Genomic DNA, 14,716 nt, shown 5'->3' with positions numbered 1-14,716 from the left:
GATGAACCGTCTGGCCAAGGTGACGTTGCCAAAGTCAGCATCAACGGCACGACGTCTCTGAACGAAGGCGAGACGGGTACTTACACCCTGAACCTCACCCACGAGGCCAAGGACGAAGTCACCGTCACGCTCAGCTACAGCGGCACCGCCAAGAACGGCGAGGACTTCATCGGTGTGACCACTGTGAAGATTCCGGCCAATAGCAGCGGTACCACGTTCACCATCGGCACCATCGACGACAAGCTGGTCGAAGGTACCGAAAACTTTGTGGTAACGATCGTAGGCGTGTCGGGTGGCAAGTTCGAGAACCTGCAGGTGGATACCAGCAAGTCGAGCGTTACCACGGCCATCGTGGACAACGACCACGTGCCGGTTTCGCGCGACGGTGCAGTGTTTGGTGTGGAAGACACCGACTATGTGTTTGCCTGGAGCGACTTCAATGTTTCCGACCCCGATGGCAACACTGGTCTGTCGGTAACCATCAGCTCGATCCCGGGTTCCGGCACGTTGCAGTTCTTCAACGGTACGGCCTGGACCAATGTGGGCGTTGGCCAGGTTGTCAGCCAGGCCAGCATCGAGGCCGGCAACCTGAAGTTCGTTCCGCTGCGCAACGAGTCGGGTACCGATAATTATGGCGGCACCGGCGTGGGCAACCAGCAAGCCGACTACGCGCAATTCAAGTTCAAGCCGAATGACGGCACCAACGTAGGCACTGACTCGACCATGAAGGTCGACATTCGCCCGGTTGCCGACAAGCCGACGCTGAGTTTCGGCAGCGCCGACATCGATTCCAAAGGCCTCACCAAGGAAGTCTGGAACAGCCTCAAAGGTCTGGGCACGGGGGGTAACGGCATTACCGGCGATGACCTGAAGGCGGTCTTTGCCAACTCGGGCAGTGCCAGCTCCAGCAGCACCACGACCAATGTTCAGTCCGATGGCAGCGTTGCAGGTGGCACCGGCTCGAAAACCTCTGGCCTGATCTACCTCGAAGCCGGCAAGACCTACACCTTCAGCGGCACTGCAGACGACAGCTTCGTGGTCACCATCGGCGGCAAGACTGTGGTCACTGCCACCTGGGGTGCTGGTGGCCAGGTGTCGGGGACCTTTATCCCGAACACCAGCGGCTACTACCCGATCGAGGTCTACCATGCCAACCAGGCCGGCCCAGGCAGCTATGACCTGAACATCAAGGTCGGCACCGGTGCTGTCACCGACCTGAGCAGCTCGAACATCAAGATGTACCAGAACGTGACCGAGATGGCCAAGGCTGGCCTGGGCGTGTCCGATCTGCACACTGTGAACGGGCAGAGCTACTACGACGGCTACAAGCTCAACGAAGGGCCGGAAGGCGGCTCGGTCAAACTGGTGGCTATCTCCACCGCCCTGACCGACATTGACGGTTCGGAAACCCTGAGCGTAAGCCTCAGTGGTATCCCCAAAGGGACCGTACTCAGCGACGGTGCAGGCCATACCGTCACGGTAGGCAGCACGCCGGTGGATGTAACGGGCTGGAAACTCAGCAGCCTTACGCTCACGCCACCGACCTACTACAAAGGTTCGTTCGACGTCACGGTCATCTCGACTGCCACTGAAAGCGTGGGTGGTTCGGCTATTACCACCGGCAATATCCCGGTAACCGTGTATCCCGCGACCTACAAGGCCAGCGTAGGCACATCGGGCAACGACGCCATGACTGGCAGCGAAGGTAACGACATCATTGTTGCAGATGTTTCCGGGCTGAACGTTGTAGCGGGCAAGAACTACAACATCGCGTTTATCGTGGACAGTTCCGGCAGTATGACTGACGACTCGATTGCTGCTGCCAAGTCGCAGCTGGCTTCGGTGTTCTCCACGCTCAAAGCAAGCTTGGGTTCCGACACGTCGGGTACGGTAAACATTTTCCTGGTGGACTTCGATTCGCAGGTCAACATGAACGTCGCAGTGAACCTTGCCGACCCGAATGCCCTCAGCCAATTGCAGGCTGTTTTGAAGTCGATGCAAGGTGGGACAGAGGGTGGCGGTACTAACTACGAAGACGCCTTCAAGACTACTGCAAACTTCTTCAAGAGCACGATGGCTACCGGAAACGCCGGTGCGGACAACCTGACGTACTTCATCACGGACGGCAAACCGACGTTCTATCAACGCAATGAAGTTACCGACAAACGGCTGTGGACGGGTGGCAAGACCCTCGACGATGTTGTCAATGTCAACAACTACAAAGTGGGGGGCACCTTCAGCGAATGGGCTGATGCGACGCACAAAGTTGATATCAGCAGTACTGGCGTGGTCAAAGTCTCGACCTATGGCTATAACATATGGGGTAACTTCGTTCTTTACTCCAGCGACACGCTGGGTACGATTCATGCTCAAGGCGATGGTACTTACGAGTTTTCCAGCCAGGGCGGCACTGGTAAGGGCACGACCTCGAACTGGAATGATTCAGCCTCGAATACGACCGACAGCTTCGTGCTGTTGGGAGGCAGTTCTACAGTTCCCGGTTTGAGCAAGGTCTACGCTATTGGCTTGAACGACGACATCAGCCTCAATGATCTGAAGCCTTACGACAGCGCAGGCAAGCCGCAGACCAACATCGACCCGTCCGACCTGGCGAAGGCGATTCTCGGTCATACCGAAGCCACTTTGCCAGGTGCCGATACCATCGACGGTGGCAACGGCAACGACATCATCTTCGGCGACCTGATTACCCTCAATGGTGTCGTCAGCGAGGGCTACCAGGCACTGCAAACCTACGTTGCACAGAAGAGCGGCGTTGATGTCAGCTCCATCACCACCAGCAATGTCCACCAGTACATCACTGAGCATTACAACGAGTTTGACATCTCCGGCGCCAAAGACGGCAACGACATCCTGTCGGGCGGCAACGGCAACGACATTCTCTTTGGCCAAGGTGGTAACGACACGCTCGATGGTGGCAAAGGCAACGATATTTTGCTGGGCGGTACCGGGAACGACACCCTCATCGGTGGCCAGGGCGACGATATCCTGATTGGTGGCAGCGGCGCAGACACCTTCGTGTGGAAGGCGGGTGATTTCGGTAACGACGTCATCAAAGACTTCAAGATGGGGGACAAGGACAAGATCGACTTGAGCGATCTGCTGCAAGGCGAGAAGGGCAGCACCATCGACAATTACCTGAAACTCACCACGGTTGAAGGTACAACCACCTTGCAGGTCAGCAGCGAAGGCAAGCTCAACGCCGCAGGGGGTATCGCCAATGCCGATGTGACCATCAAGCTCGAAGGGGTGAACTGGTCCAACACCACGATCAACTCGTTGATCAGTGGTGCTGACCCGACCATCATCATCCATAACAAGGACAGCTGATGTGTTGAAGGGGCCGCGCCTTACCGTCGTGGCCCCTGCTTGATCCCACAAAGCCGCGCCCGCAAGGGCCCCATCAACCGGGTAATGGCCGTGCCGGCTCTTTCCCGGCATCTTCCGACAGCGCATAATCAGGCGTTGGGCCTGCGTGCCCGCTGATCTTTGCCTATGCTGCTGCCTACCAACAAGGAACCAAAGTGACGAGGGACACCGCCATGTTCTACGTGCAACGCAATGCCGCCGGTGAGTTGCTGCGTGTAGAGGCAGCCGCTTTTGATGCGTTCACCGAGATGCTCCCCGCCGACCACGCCGATATTCAGGAATGGTTTGCCGATGATGTCGTGGAAAACAGCCTCAATCAGCTCAAGCAAAGTGACCTGGACATGATCCGCGTACTTGAAGACCTGATCGATGTGCTGACTGCCAAAGGGGTATTCAAGATCACTGACCTGCCGCCGGGGGCACAGGCCAAGCTGCTGAACCGCGCTACCGCGCGCAAGGCCCTCAGCAGCCTGAATAACCTGATCGACGAAGATGAGCAGGGCGGGTTGATCTGAGGCTATGACGCCTCGGTTGCGATGCTATTGATATTCCTTAACGGTATTTAAAATATCTTGTTTATGACTTTATAGTTGCTTCCACTGCGTACCCGTCGACCAATCGATGCGCCGCACGACTTGAACCCACACGGGAAATCCCCGTGCGTTTCTGATCGTTGCGCGAATTGAAGTCGCGCACTGCGTGGGAGTGAATAATGTCAGCCGCCTCGAACGCATTGTCGATCATCGACAGCGCCCAGCCGCAACCCTTCGAAATCCGCCCGTTCGCCGGAGCCTCCGGTGCCGAAATCATCGGCCTGGATCTGGCCAGGCCTGTCAACGCCGAGGATTTCAGCCGAATCCGTCGTGCCCACCTCGATCATCATGTGCTGGTGTTCCGCGACCAGCGCATCAGCCCGGAACAGCAAATAGCCTTCAGCCGACGTTTCGGCGAATTGCAGATCCACGTGCTCAAGCAGTTCCTGCTTGCTGGCCACCCCGAGATCCTGATCGTTTCCAACATCATCGAAAACGGCCAGCACATCGGTCTGGGTGACGCCGGCAAGTTCTGGCACTCGGACCTGTCATACAAGGAACTGCCTAGCCTGGGTTCCATGCTGCATGCGCAGGAGTTGCCCAGCGAAGGTGGCGACACCCTGTTTGCCGACATGCATAAAGCCTGGGACGCCGTGCCTGACGCCCTGCGCAAAGTGGTCGAAGGCCGCAGTGCCGCTCACTCGTACACTGCCCGCTACGCAGAAACCAAGTTTGAGGGCAACTGGCGCCCGACCTTGACTGCCGAGCAGCTGGCTCAGGTGAAGGAGGTCATCCACCCGGTGGTGCGTACCCACCCGGAAAACGGCCGTAGGGCGCTGTTTGTCAGCGAAGGCTTCACCACTCGCATTGTTGGCCTGCCAGACGACGAAAGCCGCGACGTGTTGCAACAGCTGTACGCCCTGAGCGTACTGGAGCAGAACCTCTATCGCCACCAGTGGCAGCCCCATGATCTGGTGTTCTGGGACAACCGCTCGCTGATCCACCTGGCTACCGGTTGCCCCTCCCACCTGCGGCGCAAGCTCTACCGCACCACTATCCAGGGCGATGCCCCTTTCTGAAGACTGAGGAAACCATCATGCGCAAACCCATCAGCCGCCTGGCGGCAAGTATCGGCTTGGGCGTTAGCCTGGTCGCCAGCAGTCTGGCAGCCCCTGCCGTGGCACGAGCAGAAGGCAAGATCCGCATAGCCGAGCAGTTTGGCATCGTCTACTTGCTACTTAACGTGGTACGCGACCAGCACCTGATCGAGAAGCACGGTAAAGAGCAGGGCATCGACATCGAAGTCGACTGGGCCCAACTGTCGGGTGGTTCGGCCATCAATGACGCTTTGCTGTCTGGCTCGGTGGACATCGCCGGCGCTGGCGTCGGCCCGCTGCTGACCGTCTGGGACCGCACCAAGGGTCGGCAGAACGTCAAGGCCGTGGCTTCGCTGGGCAACTTCCCGTATTACCTGGTCAGCAGCAACCCCAATGTGAAGACTATTGCCGACATCTCCGACAAGGACCGCATCGCGGTGCCGGCGGTAGGCGTTTCGGTGCAGTCGCGCTTCCTGCAGTACGCCGCTGCCCAACAGTGGGGCGACAAGGAATACAACCGGCTCGACAAGTTTACCTTGGCGGTACCGCACCCAGACGCCACTGCCGCGTTGCTGGCCGGCGGCACCGAACTGAACGGGCACTTCTCCAATCCGCCGTTCCAAGATCAGGTACTGGCCAACAAGAACGTGCACGTGGTGCTCAACAGCTATGACCTGCTCGGCCCCAACTCGCCGACGTTGCTGTTTGCCACCGAAAAATTCCGCAAGGACAACCCAAAAACCTACAAGGCCTTTGTCGACGCCCTGGCCGAAGCGGCAGACTTCGCCCAGAACGATAAGGCAGCCGCTGCCGATACCTACATCCGCGTGACCAAGGCCAAGATCGACCGCGACGCGCTGATCAAGCTGATCGACAACCCGCAATACGAGTTCACAATCACGCCAAAGAATACCTACAAGCTGGCCGATTTCCTGTATCGGGTCGGCGCCATCAAGCACAAGCCCGAATCGTGGAAGGACTATTTCTTCCAGGATGAACGCCCGTTGCAGGGGAGCTGAGCGATCATGACCGCCCCTTTGCCAGGCCACGCGGCCAGCAACCTGAGCCGTGTCGCCACACCGCCTTTGCTCAAGGTGGACAACCTCAGCCTCGAATACCGCACCGCGCAGCGCGTGGTGCGCGCTACTCACCAAGTCAGCTTCGAAGTCGACCTTGCCGACCGTTTTGTGTTGCTCGGGCCGTCCGGTTGCGGCAAGTCCACCTTGCTCAAGGCAGTAGCCGGGTTCATTGCGCCCGAGGAAGGGCAGATGCTGTTGCAGGGCCAGGCGATCCGCGGCCCAGGGCCTGACCGTATTGTGGTGTTCCAGGAGTTCGACCAGCTGCCACCGTGGAAAACGGTCAAGCAGAATGTCATGTTCCCGCTACTGGTGTCGGGCCAGCTAACACGTGCCGAGGCCCAGGAGCGAGCGCTGCATTACCTGGACAAGGTCGGCCTGGCGGCTTTCGCCGATGCCTACCCACACACTTTGTCGGGCGGCATGAAAGCTCGCGTAGCGATTGCTCGCGCCTTGGCCACGCAGCCGAAGATCCTGCTGATGGACGAGCCGTTTGCTGCTCTGGACGCCCTGACCCGGCGAAAGATGCAGGAAGAATTGCTGTCGTTATGGGAGGAAGTCCGCTTCACCTTGCTGTTCGTGACCCACTCCATCGAAGAAGCACTGGTGGTCGGCAACCGCATCCTGTTGCTGTCGCCCCACCCAGGGCGGGTGCGTGCTGAGGTGCACAGCCATCAGTATGACCTGGGCAGCTTGGGCGGGAGTGACTTCCAGGCCAGTGCCCGGCGCATTCACCGCTTGCTGTTCGACGAGGCGGATACGCCCGAGCCGCATGAAGGTCTTGGCTTCAACGATATTCGCGTTGCTTACTGAAGGAGTCTCAGCCATGACCACTACCCCTTTACGCCGGGAATATGAAGTGCAACTGCAGCCCCTGCTCAGTGTGCCTGTGGAGCGGCAATTACCCTTGGCCCAGCGCCTGTGGCAGCAGGGCTGGCTGCGCAAGGCGGCACTTCTGTTGGTTATCGCCGTACTCTGGGAGGCGGTCGCCCGCTATCAGAGCAATGACTTGCTGCTGCCCGGCTTCTTGCAAACCGCCGTGGCCCTCTGGGACGGCCTGGTCAGTGGCGAGCTGCTGGCCAAGGTCGGGGTTTCGCTGGTAATCCTGATCAAAGGGTATGTGCTGGGTATCGTCCTTGCCTTCGGCCTGACCAGTCTGGCCGTTTCGACCCAATTGGGGCGTGACTTGCTGGGCACGCTGACCTCGATGTTCAACCCACTGCCGGCCATCGCGCTGTTGCCACTGGCCTTGCTGTGGTTCGGCCTGGGTGATAACAGCTTGATCTTCGTGCTGGTGCATTCGGTGCTCTGGGCGCTGGCGCTCAACACCTACGCTGGGTTCCTCGGCGTGTCCGAGACCCTGCGCATGGCAGGCCGCAACTATGGCCTGAAAGGTCTGCGGCTAGTGCTGTACATCCTGGTGCCGGCGGCCTTGCCATCGATCCTGTCGGGTTTGAAGATCGGTTGGGCATTTGCCTGGCGCACCCTGATCGCTGCTGAGCTGGTGTTCGGGGCCAGCAGTGGCAAAGGCGGGCTTGGCTGGTACATCTTTCAGAATCGCAACGAGCTGTATACCGACAAGGTGTTTGCCGGGTTGGCGGTGGTGATCCTGATTGGTCTGCTGGTAGAAGGACTGGTGTTCAATACCCTTGAGCGGCTGACCGTGCGGCGCTGGGGGATGCAGCGCTGACCTGTACCGGCCCGGACGCCGGCAAGCCAGCGCCTAAGGTCGGCGACAATCTTGCTTGCGGCGTTTGGCGTGCCCGAGCTGGCTTGACGGGGATAGGGGCAGTACAGGCTACAGCTTCTGGTACTGCGCAGCCGCATTGCTCAGGGTTTTGCCAATCTCCTCGCGTAACCCCGTCGGCTGCTCCACCACCACCCCATCACCCTGGCTCAACAGCCACCAGCGCAGCGGCCAGCCATCGCTGACCGTGGCTCGCAGCCGGTGCCCATGCTCCAGCGCCGTCAGCTGCATGTCGCTGCTCAGCGGCGCTTCGCGCAACTGCCGCGCCAATGCATCCCTGATCCACGCCACCAACTCCACGCCCTCCCCCTGGGCCGGTTGCAATGCATCGCCGCGCAAGTGGCTCAACAAGTCGAAATTACCGCGCAGTTCGCCCACGGCACTGGCCGCCCAGTGCCAGCCGAACGGTATGCTCTTGTCATTGCGCTCCAGCGGAAAAATCAACGAAAGCTCATTCAGGTCGCGTTCAACGGTACGCTTGCTGACAGTGAAGCCCACGTCGCGCAGGCGCCACACCAGCTCGGCGCTGGTAATGCCCGGGGAGCGACTGGGTAGCTGACGCAGCAGCGCCCATTGACGGCTGAGGGTGGCGCGAGTGGTGGCGAACGGCAAAAGATAACGTCCTTGTCTAGGCTTGCCGTCATAGCATGGCGGCAGGCGAGGGGCATGGCAATTGGCCACGACCTGCTCAGATCAAGTAAGTCGCATTTGGTTGCCTGGTGCCGAATCGTTCGCGACAGGTTTTGACGTGACATCACGCAGAATCACGCCTCATCACAGCCGAAGGTTGGGGTTGTGCGTCGTTCAATGAGGATGAACATGTCTGCTGCCAGCAATATCCATTCGCTGCTTGCCCGCCTTTTGCCCGAACGGGTCATCGCCGCCCCGGCACCGGCCGGCAGGCGGCATCGGTTGTTCGCCGGGGTAGGCTTGCCCAGCCAGCGCTCGCTGCTGATCAACCGCCTGGACGAAGCCAGTGACCTGCAGGCGGTTTACGCCGACCTGCGCCGCCAGGCATTGCAAGGTAGCGTAGCGGCACTCAACGACCTCGGCTGGATCTGGCTCAACGGCAAGTATTGGCGCGCTGACACCGTGTTGGCCGGGCACCTGTTGCGCATGGCGGCACTGCAGGGCAATGCTGCTGCGTGGTTCAACCTGGGGCAGCAGCATTACTTCGGCAAGGGTATCGACCCCTCCTATGCCCAGGCGGCGGATTGCTACCGGCAGGCCTTCGAGCGCGGCATGCTGCATGCCGCGGCGGCCCTGGGTGACCTGTATGAAGAAGAAGTGTGCGATGGCGAGCAGCAATGGCAGGTAGACCTGGTGCAGGCCTACCAGTGGTTCATGCGCGGGGCCGAGCGTGGCGAAGCGCGTTGCCGCTTCGAGGTGGGTTATCGCTTGATGCACGGGTTGTACGTGGAACCCGACATCAAGGCTGCATCGTACTGGCTGGAACTGGCGGCAGCCGCAGGGGTGGTACAGGCGGCCGAAGAGCTGGCGGTGCATTTCAGCAGCCGTGACAGCGTGCGCTACCTGCAGTGGCGCGACCGCGCCTTGCAGATGGGCAGCACACTCGCCCTGACCATGAAGCTGGAAGACCAGATACACCCCTGATTCCCCCGCTCGCACAGGCGACCACAGGCTGCAGTATGTGTGCAATACCTGTGGGAGCCGGCTTGCCGGCTATAGGGCCAGCACAGGCAATACACCCTCCAGCATGCACAACCATTCATCCATACCCCTCGTCACCCGCTGTTGACGACAGGGGGAGGTATGAGCGTATATTGATAGTTAGCAAACTATGAATATACCTGGATACTGTTCATGTCCCTTGATCTCCTGCGCCTGCAGGTCAGCAGTGGCATGGTAGTTGCGGCTCGCCATTGGCGGCGCATCTGCCATTGCGCGTTGACCAGTTACGGCATCTCCGAGGCCTGCGCTGCGCCGCTGCTGATGATCGTGCGCCTCGGCGACGGTGTGCATCAGGTAGCGGTGGCCCAGGCAGCCGGCCTGGAAAGCCCGTCACTGGTACGCCTGCTCGACCAACTGTGCAAGGCCGGCCTGGTCTGCCGCAGTGAAGACCCCCTCGACCGTCGCGCCAAGGCCCTGAGCCTCACCGCAGAAGGCCGCCGCTTGGCCGAAGCTATCGAAGCCGAACTGGTGCGCGTGCGCAGGGATGTGCTGCAAGGCATCGATCAGGCTGACCTGGAAGCCGCCTTGCGCGTGCTGCGCGCCTTCGAGGCTGCCGGCCTGGGCGGTGCAGGCGGGGTGGCATGAGCGGCTTCTTCAGCTCGGTCCCCCCGGCGCGGGACTGGTTCTACGGTGTGCGCACCTTCGCGGCCTCGATGATCGCCCTGTACATTGCCCTGCTCATGCAGTTGCCGCGGCCCTACTGGGCCATGGCCACGGTGTACATCGTTTCCAGCCCCTTCGTTGGCCCAACCAGCTCCAAGGCGCTGTACCGTGCCGTGGGCACCTTGCTCGGTGCCGGGGGGGCGGTCCTCCTGGTGCCACCGCTGGTACAGTCGCCGTTGCTGCTGAGCATTGCCATCGCCCTGTGGACCGGCACCCTGCTGTTCCTTTCGCTGAACCTGCGCACGGCCAACAACTACATGCTGATGCTGGCCGGCTACACCTTGCCGATGATCGCACTGGCGGTTGTGGATAACCCCCTGGCGGTGTTTGAGGTCGCGTCTTCCCGCGCCCAGGAAATCTGCCTGGGGATTGTCTGCGCAGCCGTCGTTGGCGCCATTTTCTGGCCTCGCCGGCTGGCCCCAGTGGTGGTCGGCGCCACCGGCAACTGGTTTACCGAGGCCCTTAATTACAGCGATACCTACCTGGCCCGCGCTGGCAGCACCGACAAGGTCGGCGGCATGCGCGGGGCGATGGTCACCACCTTCAACTCGCTGGAGCTGATGATCGGCCAGCTCGGCCACGAAGGGGCTGGCCCGCACACCCTGAAAAACGCCCGTGAGCTGCGTGGGCGGATGATTCACCTGCTGCCGGTCATCGATGCGCTCGATGATGCGCTGGTTGCACTGGAGGGCCGCGCCCCGGCTCAGTTCGCCCAGTTGCAGCCTGTGCTCGCCAGCGCTCGCGAATGGCTGCAAGGGACTGCCGCCAGCGCTTCTGTCGCCCGCTGGGCTGCGCTGCACGAGCAGATCGAGCGCCTGCAGCCCGCTGCCGCCATGCTCGACCAGCGCGCCGAGCTGCTGTTATCCAACGCCCTGTACCGGCTGACCGAATGGGCCGACCTGTGGCAGGACTGCTGCACCTTGCAACATGCCCTGCGCACCGACGATGCCACGCCCTGGCGGGCCGTGTACCGGCACTGGCGCCTGGGCCGCCTGACACCGTTCTTCGACCGTGGCCTGATGCTGTACTCGGTGGCCACCACGGTGCTGGCGATCATCGTCGCTTGTGGCCTGTGGATTGGCCTGGGCTGGAACGACGGCGCCAGCGCGGTAATTCTCGCGGCCGTGTCGTGCAGTTTCTTCGCGGCCATGGACGACCCGGCACCGCAGATCTACCGGTTCTTCTTCTGGACCTTGCTGTCGGTGATCTTCTCCAGCCTGTACCTGTTCCTGGTGCTGCCCAACCTGCACGACTTCCCGATGCTGGTGCTGGCCTTTGCCGTGCCGTTCATCTGCGTCGGCACCCTGACCGTGCAACCGCGTTTTTACCTGGGCACGTTGCTGACCATCGTCAACACCTCGACTTTCATCAGCATCCAGGGCGCCTATGATGCCGACTTCTTCACCTTCCTGAATTCCAACCTGGCCGGCCCTGTCGGCCTGCTGTTCGCCTTCATCTGGACGTTGGTCATGCGCCCCTTTGGGGTAGAGCTGGCTGCCAAGCGCATGACCCGCTTCGCCTGGCGCGACATTGTCGAAATGACCGTGCCGGCGACCCTGGCCGAACACCGCAAGCTTGGCGTGCAGATGCTCGACCGCTTGATGCAGCACCTGCCGCGCCTCTCGCAAACGGGCCAGGACAGCGGTGTAGCACTGCGTGACCTGCGTGTTGGGTTGAACCTGCTCGACTTGCTGGCCTACCTGCCGCGCGCTGGTCGGCAGGCCCGTGAGCGGCTCAATACCGTGGTTGCCGAAGTGGGTGCGCACTACGCCGCCTGCCTGCACGCTGGCCAGCGCCTGCATGCGCCGGCTGCGCTGCTGCGCAACATGGAGCGGGCGCGGCTGGCGCTGAACCTGGATGAACTGTACGAGCGTGGCGATGCCCGCACCCACCTGCTGCATGCGCTGAGCGGCCTGCGCCTTGCCCTGCTGCCAGGTGTGGAGGTGATGCTCGAACCCGCCGAACAACTGCAACTGCCTGCCGGCCTCGACGGAGCGCCCCTGTGATTGGTGAACTGGATATCAGCGGGGTGTTCCTGCCCACGCTGTTGGTGATGATGCTTGGCACCTACCTGCTGTTCCTTGGGTTGCACGCGGTGCTGGTGCGCATGCATTTCTACCGCCTGGTCTGGCACCGGGCGTTGTTCAACGTTGCCCTGTATGCCGTGCTGCTTGGCGCGGTGGACCACTTTTGCCGAAACCTGATGCTGCCATGAAAAAACCTTTGCTGACCCTGGGCCGTGTGGTCCTGACCTTGCTGGTAGTGACCTTCGCCGCCGTGCTCGTGTGGCAGATGGTCGTCTACTACATGTTTGCACCCTGGACGCGTGACGGCCATATCCGCGCCGACGTGATCCAGATCGCCCCCGATGTGTCGGGCTTGATCCAGAAAGTCGAGGTGCACGACAACCAGACAGTCAAGCGCGGCGACGTGCTGTTCACCATCGACCAGGACCGCTTCACCCTGGCCCTGCGCCAGGCCAAGGCCACCCTCGGCGAGCGCCAGGAAACCCTGGCCCAGGCCTCCCGCGAAGCACAGCGCAACCGCAAGCTGGGCAACCTGGTGGCGGCCGAGCAACTGGAGGAAAGCCAGTCCCGCGTGGCCCGCGCCCGCTCGGCCGTCAGCGAGGCACAGGTGGCAGTCGATACCGCCCAGCTCAACCTCGACCGCTCGGTGGTACGCAGCCCGGTGGACGGTTACCTGAACGACCGTGCGCCGCGTAACCACGAATTTGTCACCGCCGGCCGCCCGGTGCTGTCGGTGGTCGACAGTGCCTCGTACCACGTCGACGGTTACTTCGAAGAAACCAAGCTTGGCGGCATCCACCTCGGCGATGCCGTGGATATCCGCGTGATGGGCGACAACACCCGCCTGCGCGGCCATGTGCAGAGCTTTGCCGCCGGCATCGAAGACCGCGACCGCAGCAGCGGCGCCAACCTGCTGCCCAACGTCAACCCGGCGTTCAGCTGGGTGCGCCTGGCCCAGCGTATTCCGGTGCGCATTGCGTTTGATGAAGTGCCAGAGGACTTCCGCATGATCGCCGGGCGTACCGCCACGGTGTCGATCATCGAGGGCCAGCACCCATGAAACAGCTCATCCTGGCTGGCCTGTGCCTGTCGCTGGGGGCCTGCATGATGGTCGGCCCCGACTATGAGGTGCCGAAGGACGCGGCGGTGCAACGCAGCGACCTTAATGGCCCGCTGCGCCAGGATGCCGACAGCGTGGTTTCGGCGCCGGTGCCCGAGGACTGGTGGCAGCTGTATCAGGATCAACGGCTGAACGAGCTGGTGCGCCAGGCCCTGAGTGCCAATACCGAGCTGCGCGTAGCCGCGGCCAACATCGCCAAGGCCCGCGCCCAGGTCGAAGTGGCCGAGTCGCAAGGTGGCTTCAACGGCGGCGTCAAACTGGGTGCCCAGCGCTTGCAGGAGTCTGGCGAAGCTTTCCTGCAACCTGAGAAGGTGCCGGTGGCCAACATTGGCGAGGCCATCATCAGCGCTTCGTATCAGTTCGACCTGTGGGGCACGTTCAAGCGTGGTACCGAGGCTGCAAAGGCCAATGCAGACGCGGTGCAGGCTGCTGCCGATACCGCCCGCATCACCTTGGTGGCCGACGTGGTCAAGGCGTATACCCAAGTGTGCTCGGCCAACGAGGAATACCACATCGCCCGCCAGTCGCTCGACTTGCAGGAGCAAAGCGTAAAGCTTAACCAGCGCTTGCGTGATGCAGGTCGTGGCGATGAAACCCAGGTCACCCGCTCGCAGACCCAGTTCAAGTCCTTGCGCGCCGAACTGCCGCGCTTCAAGGCCGAGCGTGAAACCGGCCTGTACACCTTGGCTGCGTTATTGGCCAAACCGGTAGACCAGTTGCCCGCCGGAACCGCCGATTGTGCCGAGCTGCCGCACCTGAACCAGTTGGTGCCGGTGGGCGACGGTGCTGCGTTGCTCAAACGCCGGCCTGATGTGCGCCAGGCCGAACGCCAGCTGGCCGCAGCAACTGCCTCTATCGGGGTTGCTACCGGCGCGCTGTACCCGGACATCAGCATCGGTGCCCAGGTGGGCACGATTGGTATTCTGGAAAACCTTGGTGAGCCGTCGACCAACCGCTGGGGTTTCGGCCCGCAGATCAGCTGGAGCATCCCCACCAACGGCACACGCGCCCGCATCCGCATGGCCGAAGCCTCTACGCAAGCAGCCTTGGCGAATTTCGACGGTGTGGTGCTGAACGCCATCCGCGAGACCCAGACTCGCCTGGCGCAGTACAGTGCCCTGCTGGACCGGCGTGACGCACTGGCCGAGGCAGAGAAGTCGGCCAAGGATGCGGCTGACCAGACGCACCGGTACTACCAGGCCGGGCGTGAGTCGTTCCTGGCGGACTTGCAGGCGACCCGCACCTATACTGACATGCGCGCGCAACTGGCAGCGGCCGATAGCCAAGTGGCGTTGGGGCAAATTGGTGTGTTCCTCGCCCTCGGTGGTGGCTGGAAGGACACCTTAAAGCCTTGAGGCCCAATCGCCGGCAAGC

Annotated in this window: 13 protein-coding genes; 12 read left to right on the top strand and 1 reads right to left on the bottom strand. The window is 61.6% G+C overall.

Going from position 1 to position 14,716, the window contains the following annotated elements:
* From G1E_RS16830 to G1E_RS16805, 6 genes are all read left to right on the top strand, one after another.
* The coding region (locus G1E_RS16830) for a type I secretion C-terminal target domain-containing protein (RefSeq protein ID WP_157050336.1) at positions 1–3,348 on the top strand (3,348 nt) is incomplete at its 5' end.
* A 212-nt stretch (positions 3,349–3,560) separates the two neighbouring features.
* Complete coding sequence (locus tag G1E_RS16825) at positions 3,561–3,902, top strand: hypothetical protein (protein WP_009682385.1); 342 nt, start codon at positions 3,561–3,563, stop codon at positions 3,900–3,902.
* A 197-nt stretch (positions 3,903–4,099) separates the two neighbouring features.
* A complete protein-coding gene (locus G1E_RS16820; protein WP_009682386.1) occupies positions 4,100–4,999 on the top strand; it encodes a TauD/TfdA family dioxygenase in 900 nt (299 codons plus the stop codon).
* A 17-nt stretch (positions 5,000–5,016) separates the two neighbouring features.
* Positions 5,017–6,036 carry an ABC transporter substrate-binding protein gene (locus G1E_RS16815; RefSeq protein WP_009682387.1) on the top strand — a complete coding sequence of 340 codons (1,020 nt, stop codon included), beginning with the start codon at positions 5,017–5,019 and terminating at the stop codon, positions 6,034–6,036.
* A gap of 6 nt (positions 6,037–6,042) precedes the next feature.
* Complete coding sequence (locus G1E_RS16810; RefSeq protein WP_009682388.1) at positions 6,043–6,906, top strand: ABC transporter ATP-binding protein; 864 nt, start codon at positions 6,043–6,045, stop codon at positions 6,904–6,906.
* Positions 6,907–6,919: 13 nt separating this feature from the next.
* Complete coding sequence (locus tag G1E_RS16805; protein ID WP_009682389.1) at positions 6,920–7,783, top strand: ABC transporter permease; 864 nt, start codon at positions 6,920–6,922, stop codon at positions 7,781–7,783.
* Positions 7,784–7,891: 108 nt separating this feature from the next.
* On the opposite strand, the gene G1E_RS16800 is transcribed toward G1E_RS16805, so the two are convergent.
* Entirely contained in the window at positions 7,892–8,452 is a 561-nt protein-coding gene (locus G1E_RS16800) for a WYL domain-containing protein (protein ID WP_009682390.1), read from the bottom strand.
* A 207-nt stretch (positions 8,453–8,659) separates the two neighbouring features.
* Here G1E_RS16800 and G1E_RS16795 point away from each other — a divergent pair, with 207 nt between their 5' ends.
* From G1E_RS16795 to G1E_RS16770, 6 genes are all read left to right on the top strand, one after another.
* The gene (locus tag G1E_RS16795) at positions 8,660–9,454 is read left to right on the top strand and encodes a tetratricopeptide repeat protein (RefSeq protein WP_033690303.1); all 795 of its coding nucleotides are present in this window, start codon (positions 8,660–8,662) and stop codon (positions 9,452–9,454) included.
* 210 nt (positions 9,455–9,664) lie between these two features.
* Positions 9,665–10,117, top strand: a complete 453-nt coding sequence (locus G1E_RS16790; RefSeq protein ID WP_029885345.1) for a MarR family winged helix-turn-helix transcriptional regulator — start codon at positions 9,665–9,667, stop codon at positions 10,115–10,117.
* Positions 10,114–12,201: an FUSC family protein gene (locus tag G1E_RS16785; RefSeq protein ID WP_009682393.1), complete on the top strand. Its 2,088-nt coding sequence runs from the start codon at positions 10,114–10,116 to the stop codon at positions 12,199–12,201. Before G1E_RS16790 ends, G1E_RS16785 begins: the two co-directional genes overlap by 4 nt.
* Positions 12,198–12,410 (top strand): DUF1656 domain-containing protein, encoded by a 213-nt coding sequence (locus G1E_RS16780; RefSeq protein WP_009682394.1) that lies wholly within the window; start codon positions 12,198–12,200, stop codon positions 12,408–12,410. Before G1E_RS16785 ends, G1E_RS16780 begins: the two co-directional genes overlap by 4 nt.
* Positions 12,407–13,282 carry an HlyD family secretion protein gene (locus G1E_RS16775; RefSeq protein WP_009682395.1) on the top strand — a complete coding sequence of 292 codons (876 nt, stop codon included), beginning with the start codon at positions 12,407–12,409 and terminating at the stop codon, positions 13,280–13,282. The genes G1E_RS16780 and G1E_RS16775 overlap by 4 nt, the downstream gene beginning before the upstream one ends.
* Positions 13,279–14,697: an efflux transporter outer membrane subunit gene (locus tag G1E_RS16770; protein WP_047149957.1), complete on the top strand. Its 1,419-nt coding sequence runs from the start codon at positions 13,279–13,281 to the stop codon at positions 14,695–14,697. The genes G1E_RS16775 and G1E_RS16770 overlap by 4 nt, the downstream gene beginning before the upstream one ends.
* Positions 14,698–14,716: the final 19 nt, after the last annotated feature.

The sequence above is a fragment of the Pseudomonas sp. TJI-51 genome (assembly GCF_000190455.2).
GTDB classification, from domain to species: domain Bacteria; phylum Pseudomonadota; class Gammaproteobacteria; order Pseudomonadales; family Pseudomonadaceae; genus Aquipseudomonas; species Aquipseudomonas juntendi.
This window is presented reverse-complemented; position numbering and strand designations above follow the sequence as displayed.

Bases quoted from the DNA above. Each gene is read 5' to 3' on its own strand.
- G1E_RS16815 (WP_009682387.1), top strand. From the start codon at position 5,017: ATGCGCAAACCCATCAGCCGCCTGGCGGCAAGTATCGGCTTGGGCGTT.
- G1E_RS16810 (WP_009682388.1), top strand. From the start codon at position 6,043: ATGACCGCCCCTTTGCCAGGCCACGCGGCCAGCAACCTGAGCCGTGTC.
- G1E_RS16775 (WP_009682395.1), top strand. From the start codon at position 12,407: ATGAAAAAACCTTTGCTGACCCTGGGCCGTGTGGTCCTGACCTTGCTG.
- G1E_RS16795 (WP_033690303.1), top strand. From the start codon at position 8,660: ATGTCTGCTGCCAGCAATATCCATTCGCTGCTTGCCCGCCTTTTGCCC.
- G1E_RS16805 (WP_009682389.1), top strand. From the start codon at position 6,920: ATGACCACTACCCCTTTACGCCGGGAATATGAAGTGCAACTGCAGCCC.
- G1E_RS16770 (WP_047149957.1), top strand. From the start codon at position 13,279: ATGAAACAGCTCATCCTGGCTGGCCTGTGCCTGTCGCTGGGGGCCTGC.
- G1E_RS16785 (WP_009682393.1), top strand. From the start codon at position 10,114: ATGAGCGGCTTCTTCAGCTCGGTCCCCCCGGCGCGGGACTGGTTCTAC.
- G1E_RS16790 (WP_029885345.1), top strand. From the start codon at position 9,665: ATGTCCCTTGATCTCCTGCGCCTGCAGGTCAGCAGTGGCATGGTAGTT.
- G1E_RS16820 (WP_009682386.1), top strand. From the start codon at position 4,100: ATGTCAGCCGCCTCGAACGCATTGTCGATCATCGACAGCGCCCAGCCG.
- G1E_RS16825 (WP_009682385.1), top strand. From the start codon at position 3,561: ATGTTCTACGTGCAACGCAATGCCGCCGGTGAGTTGCTGCGTGTAGAG.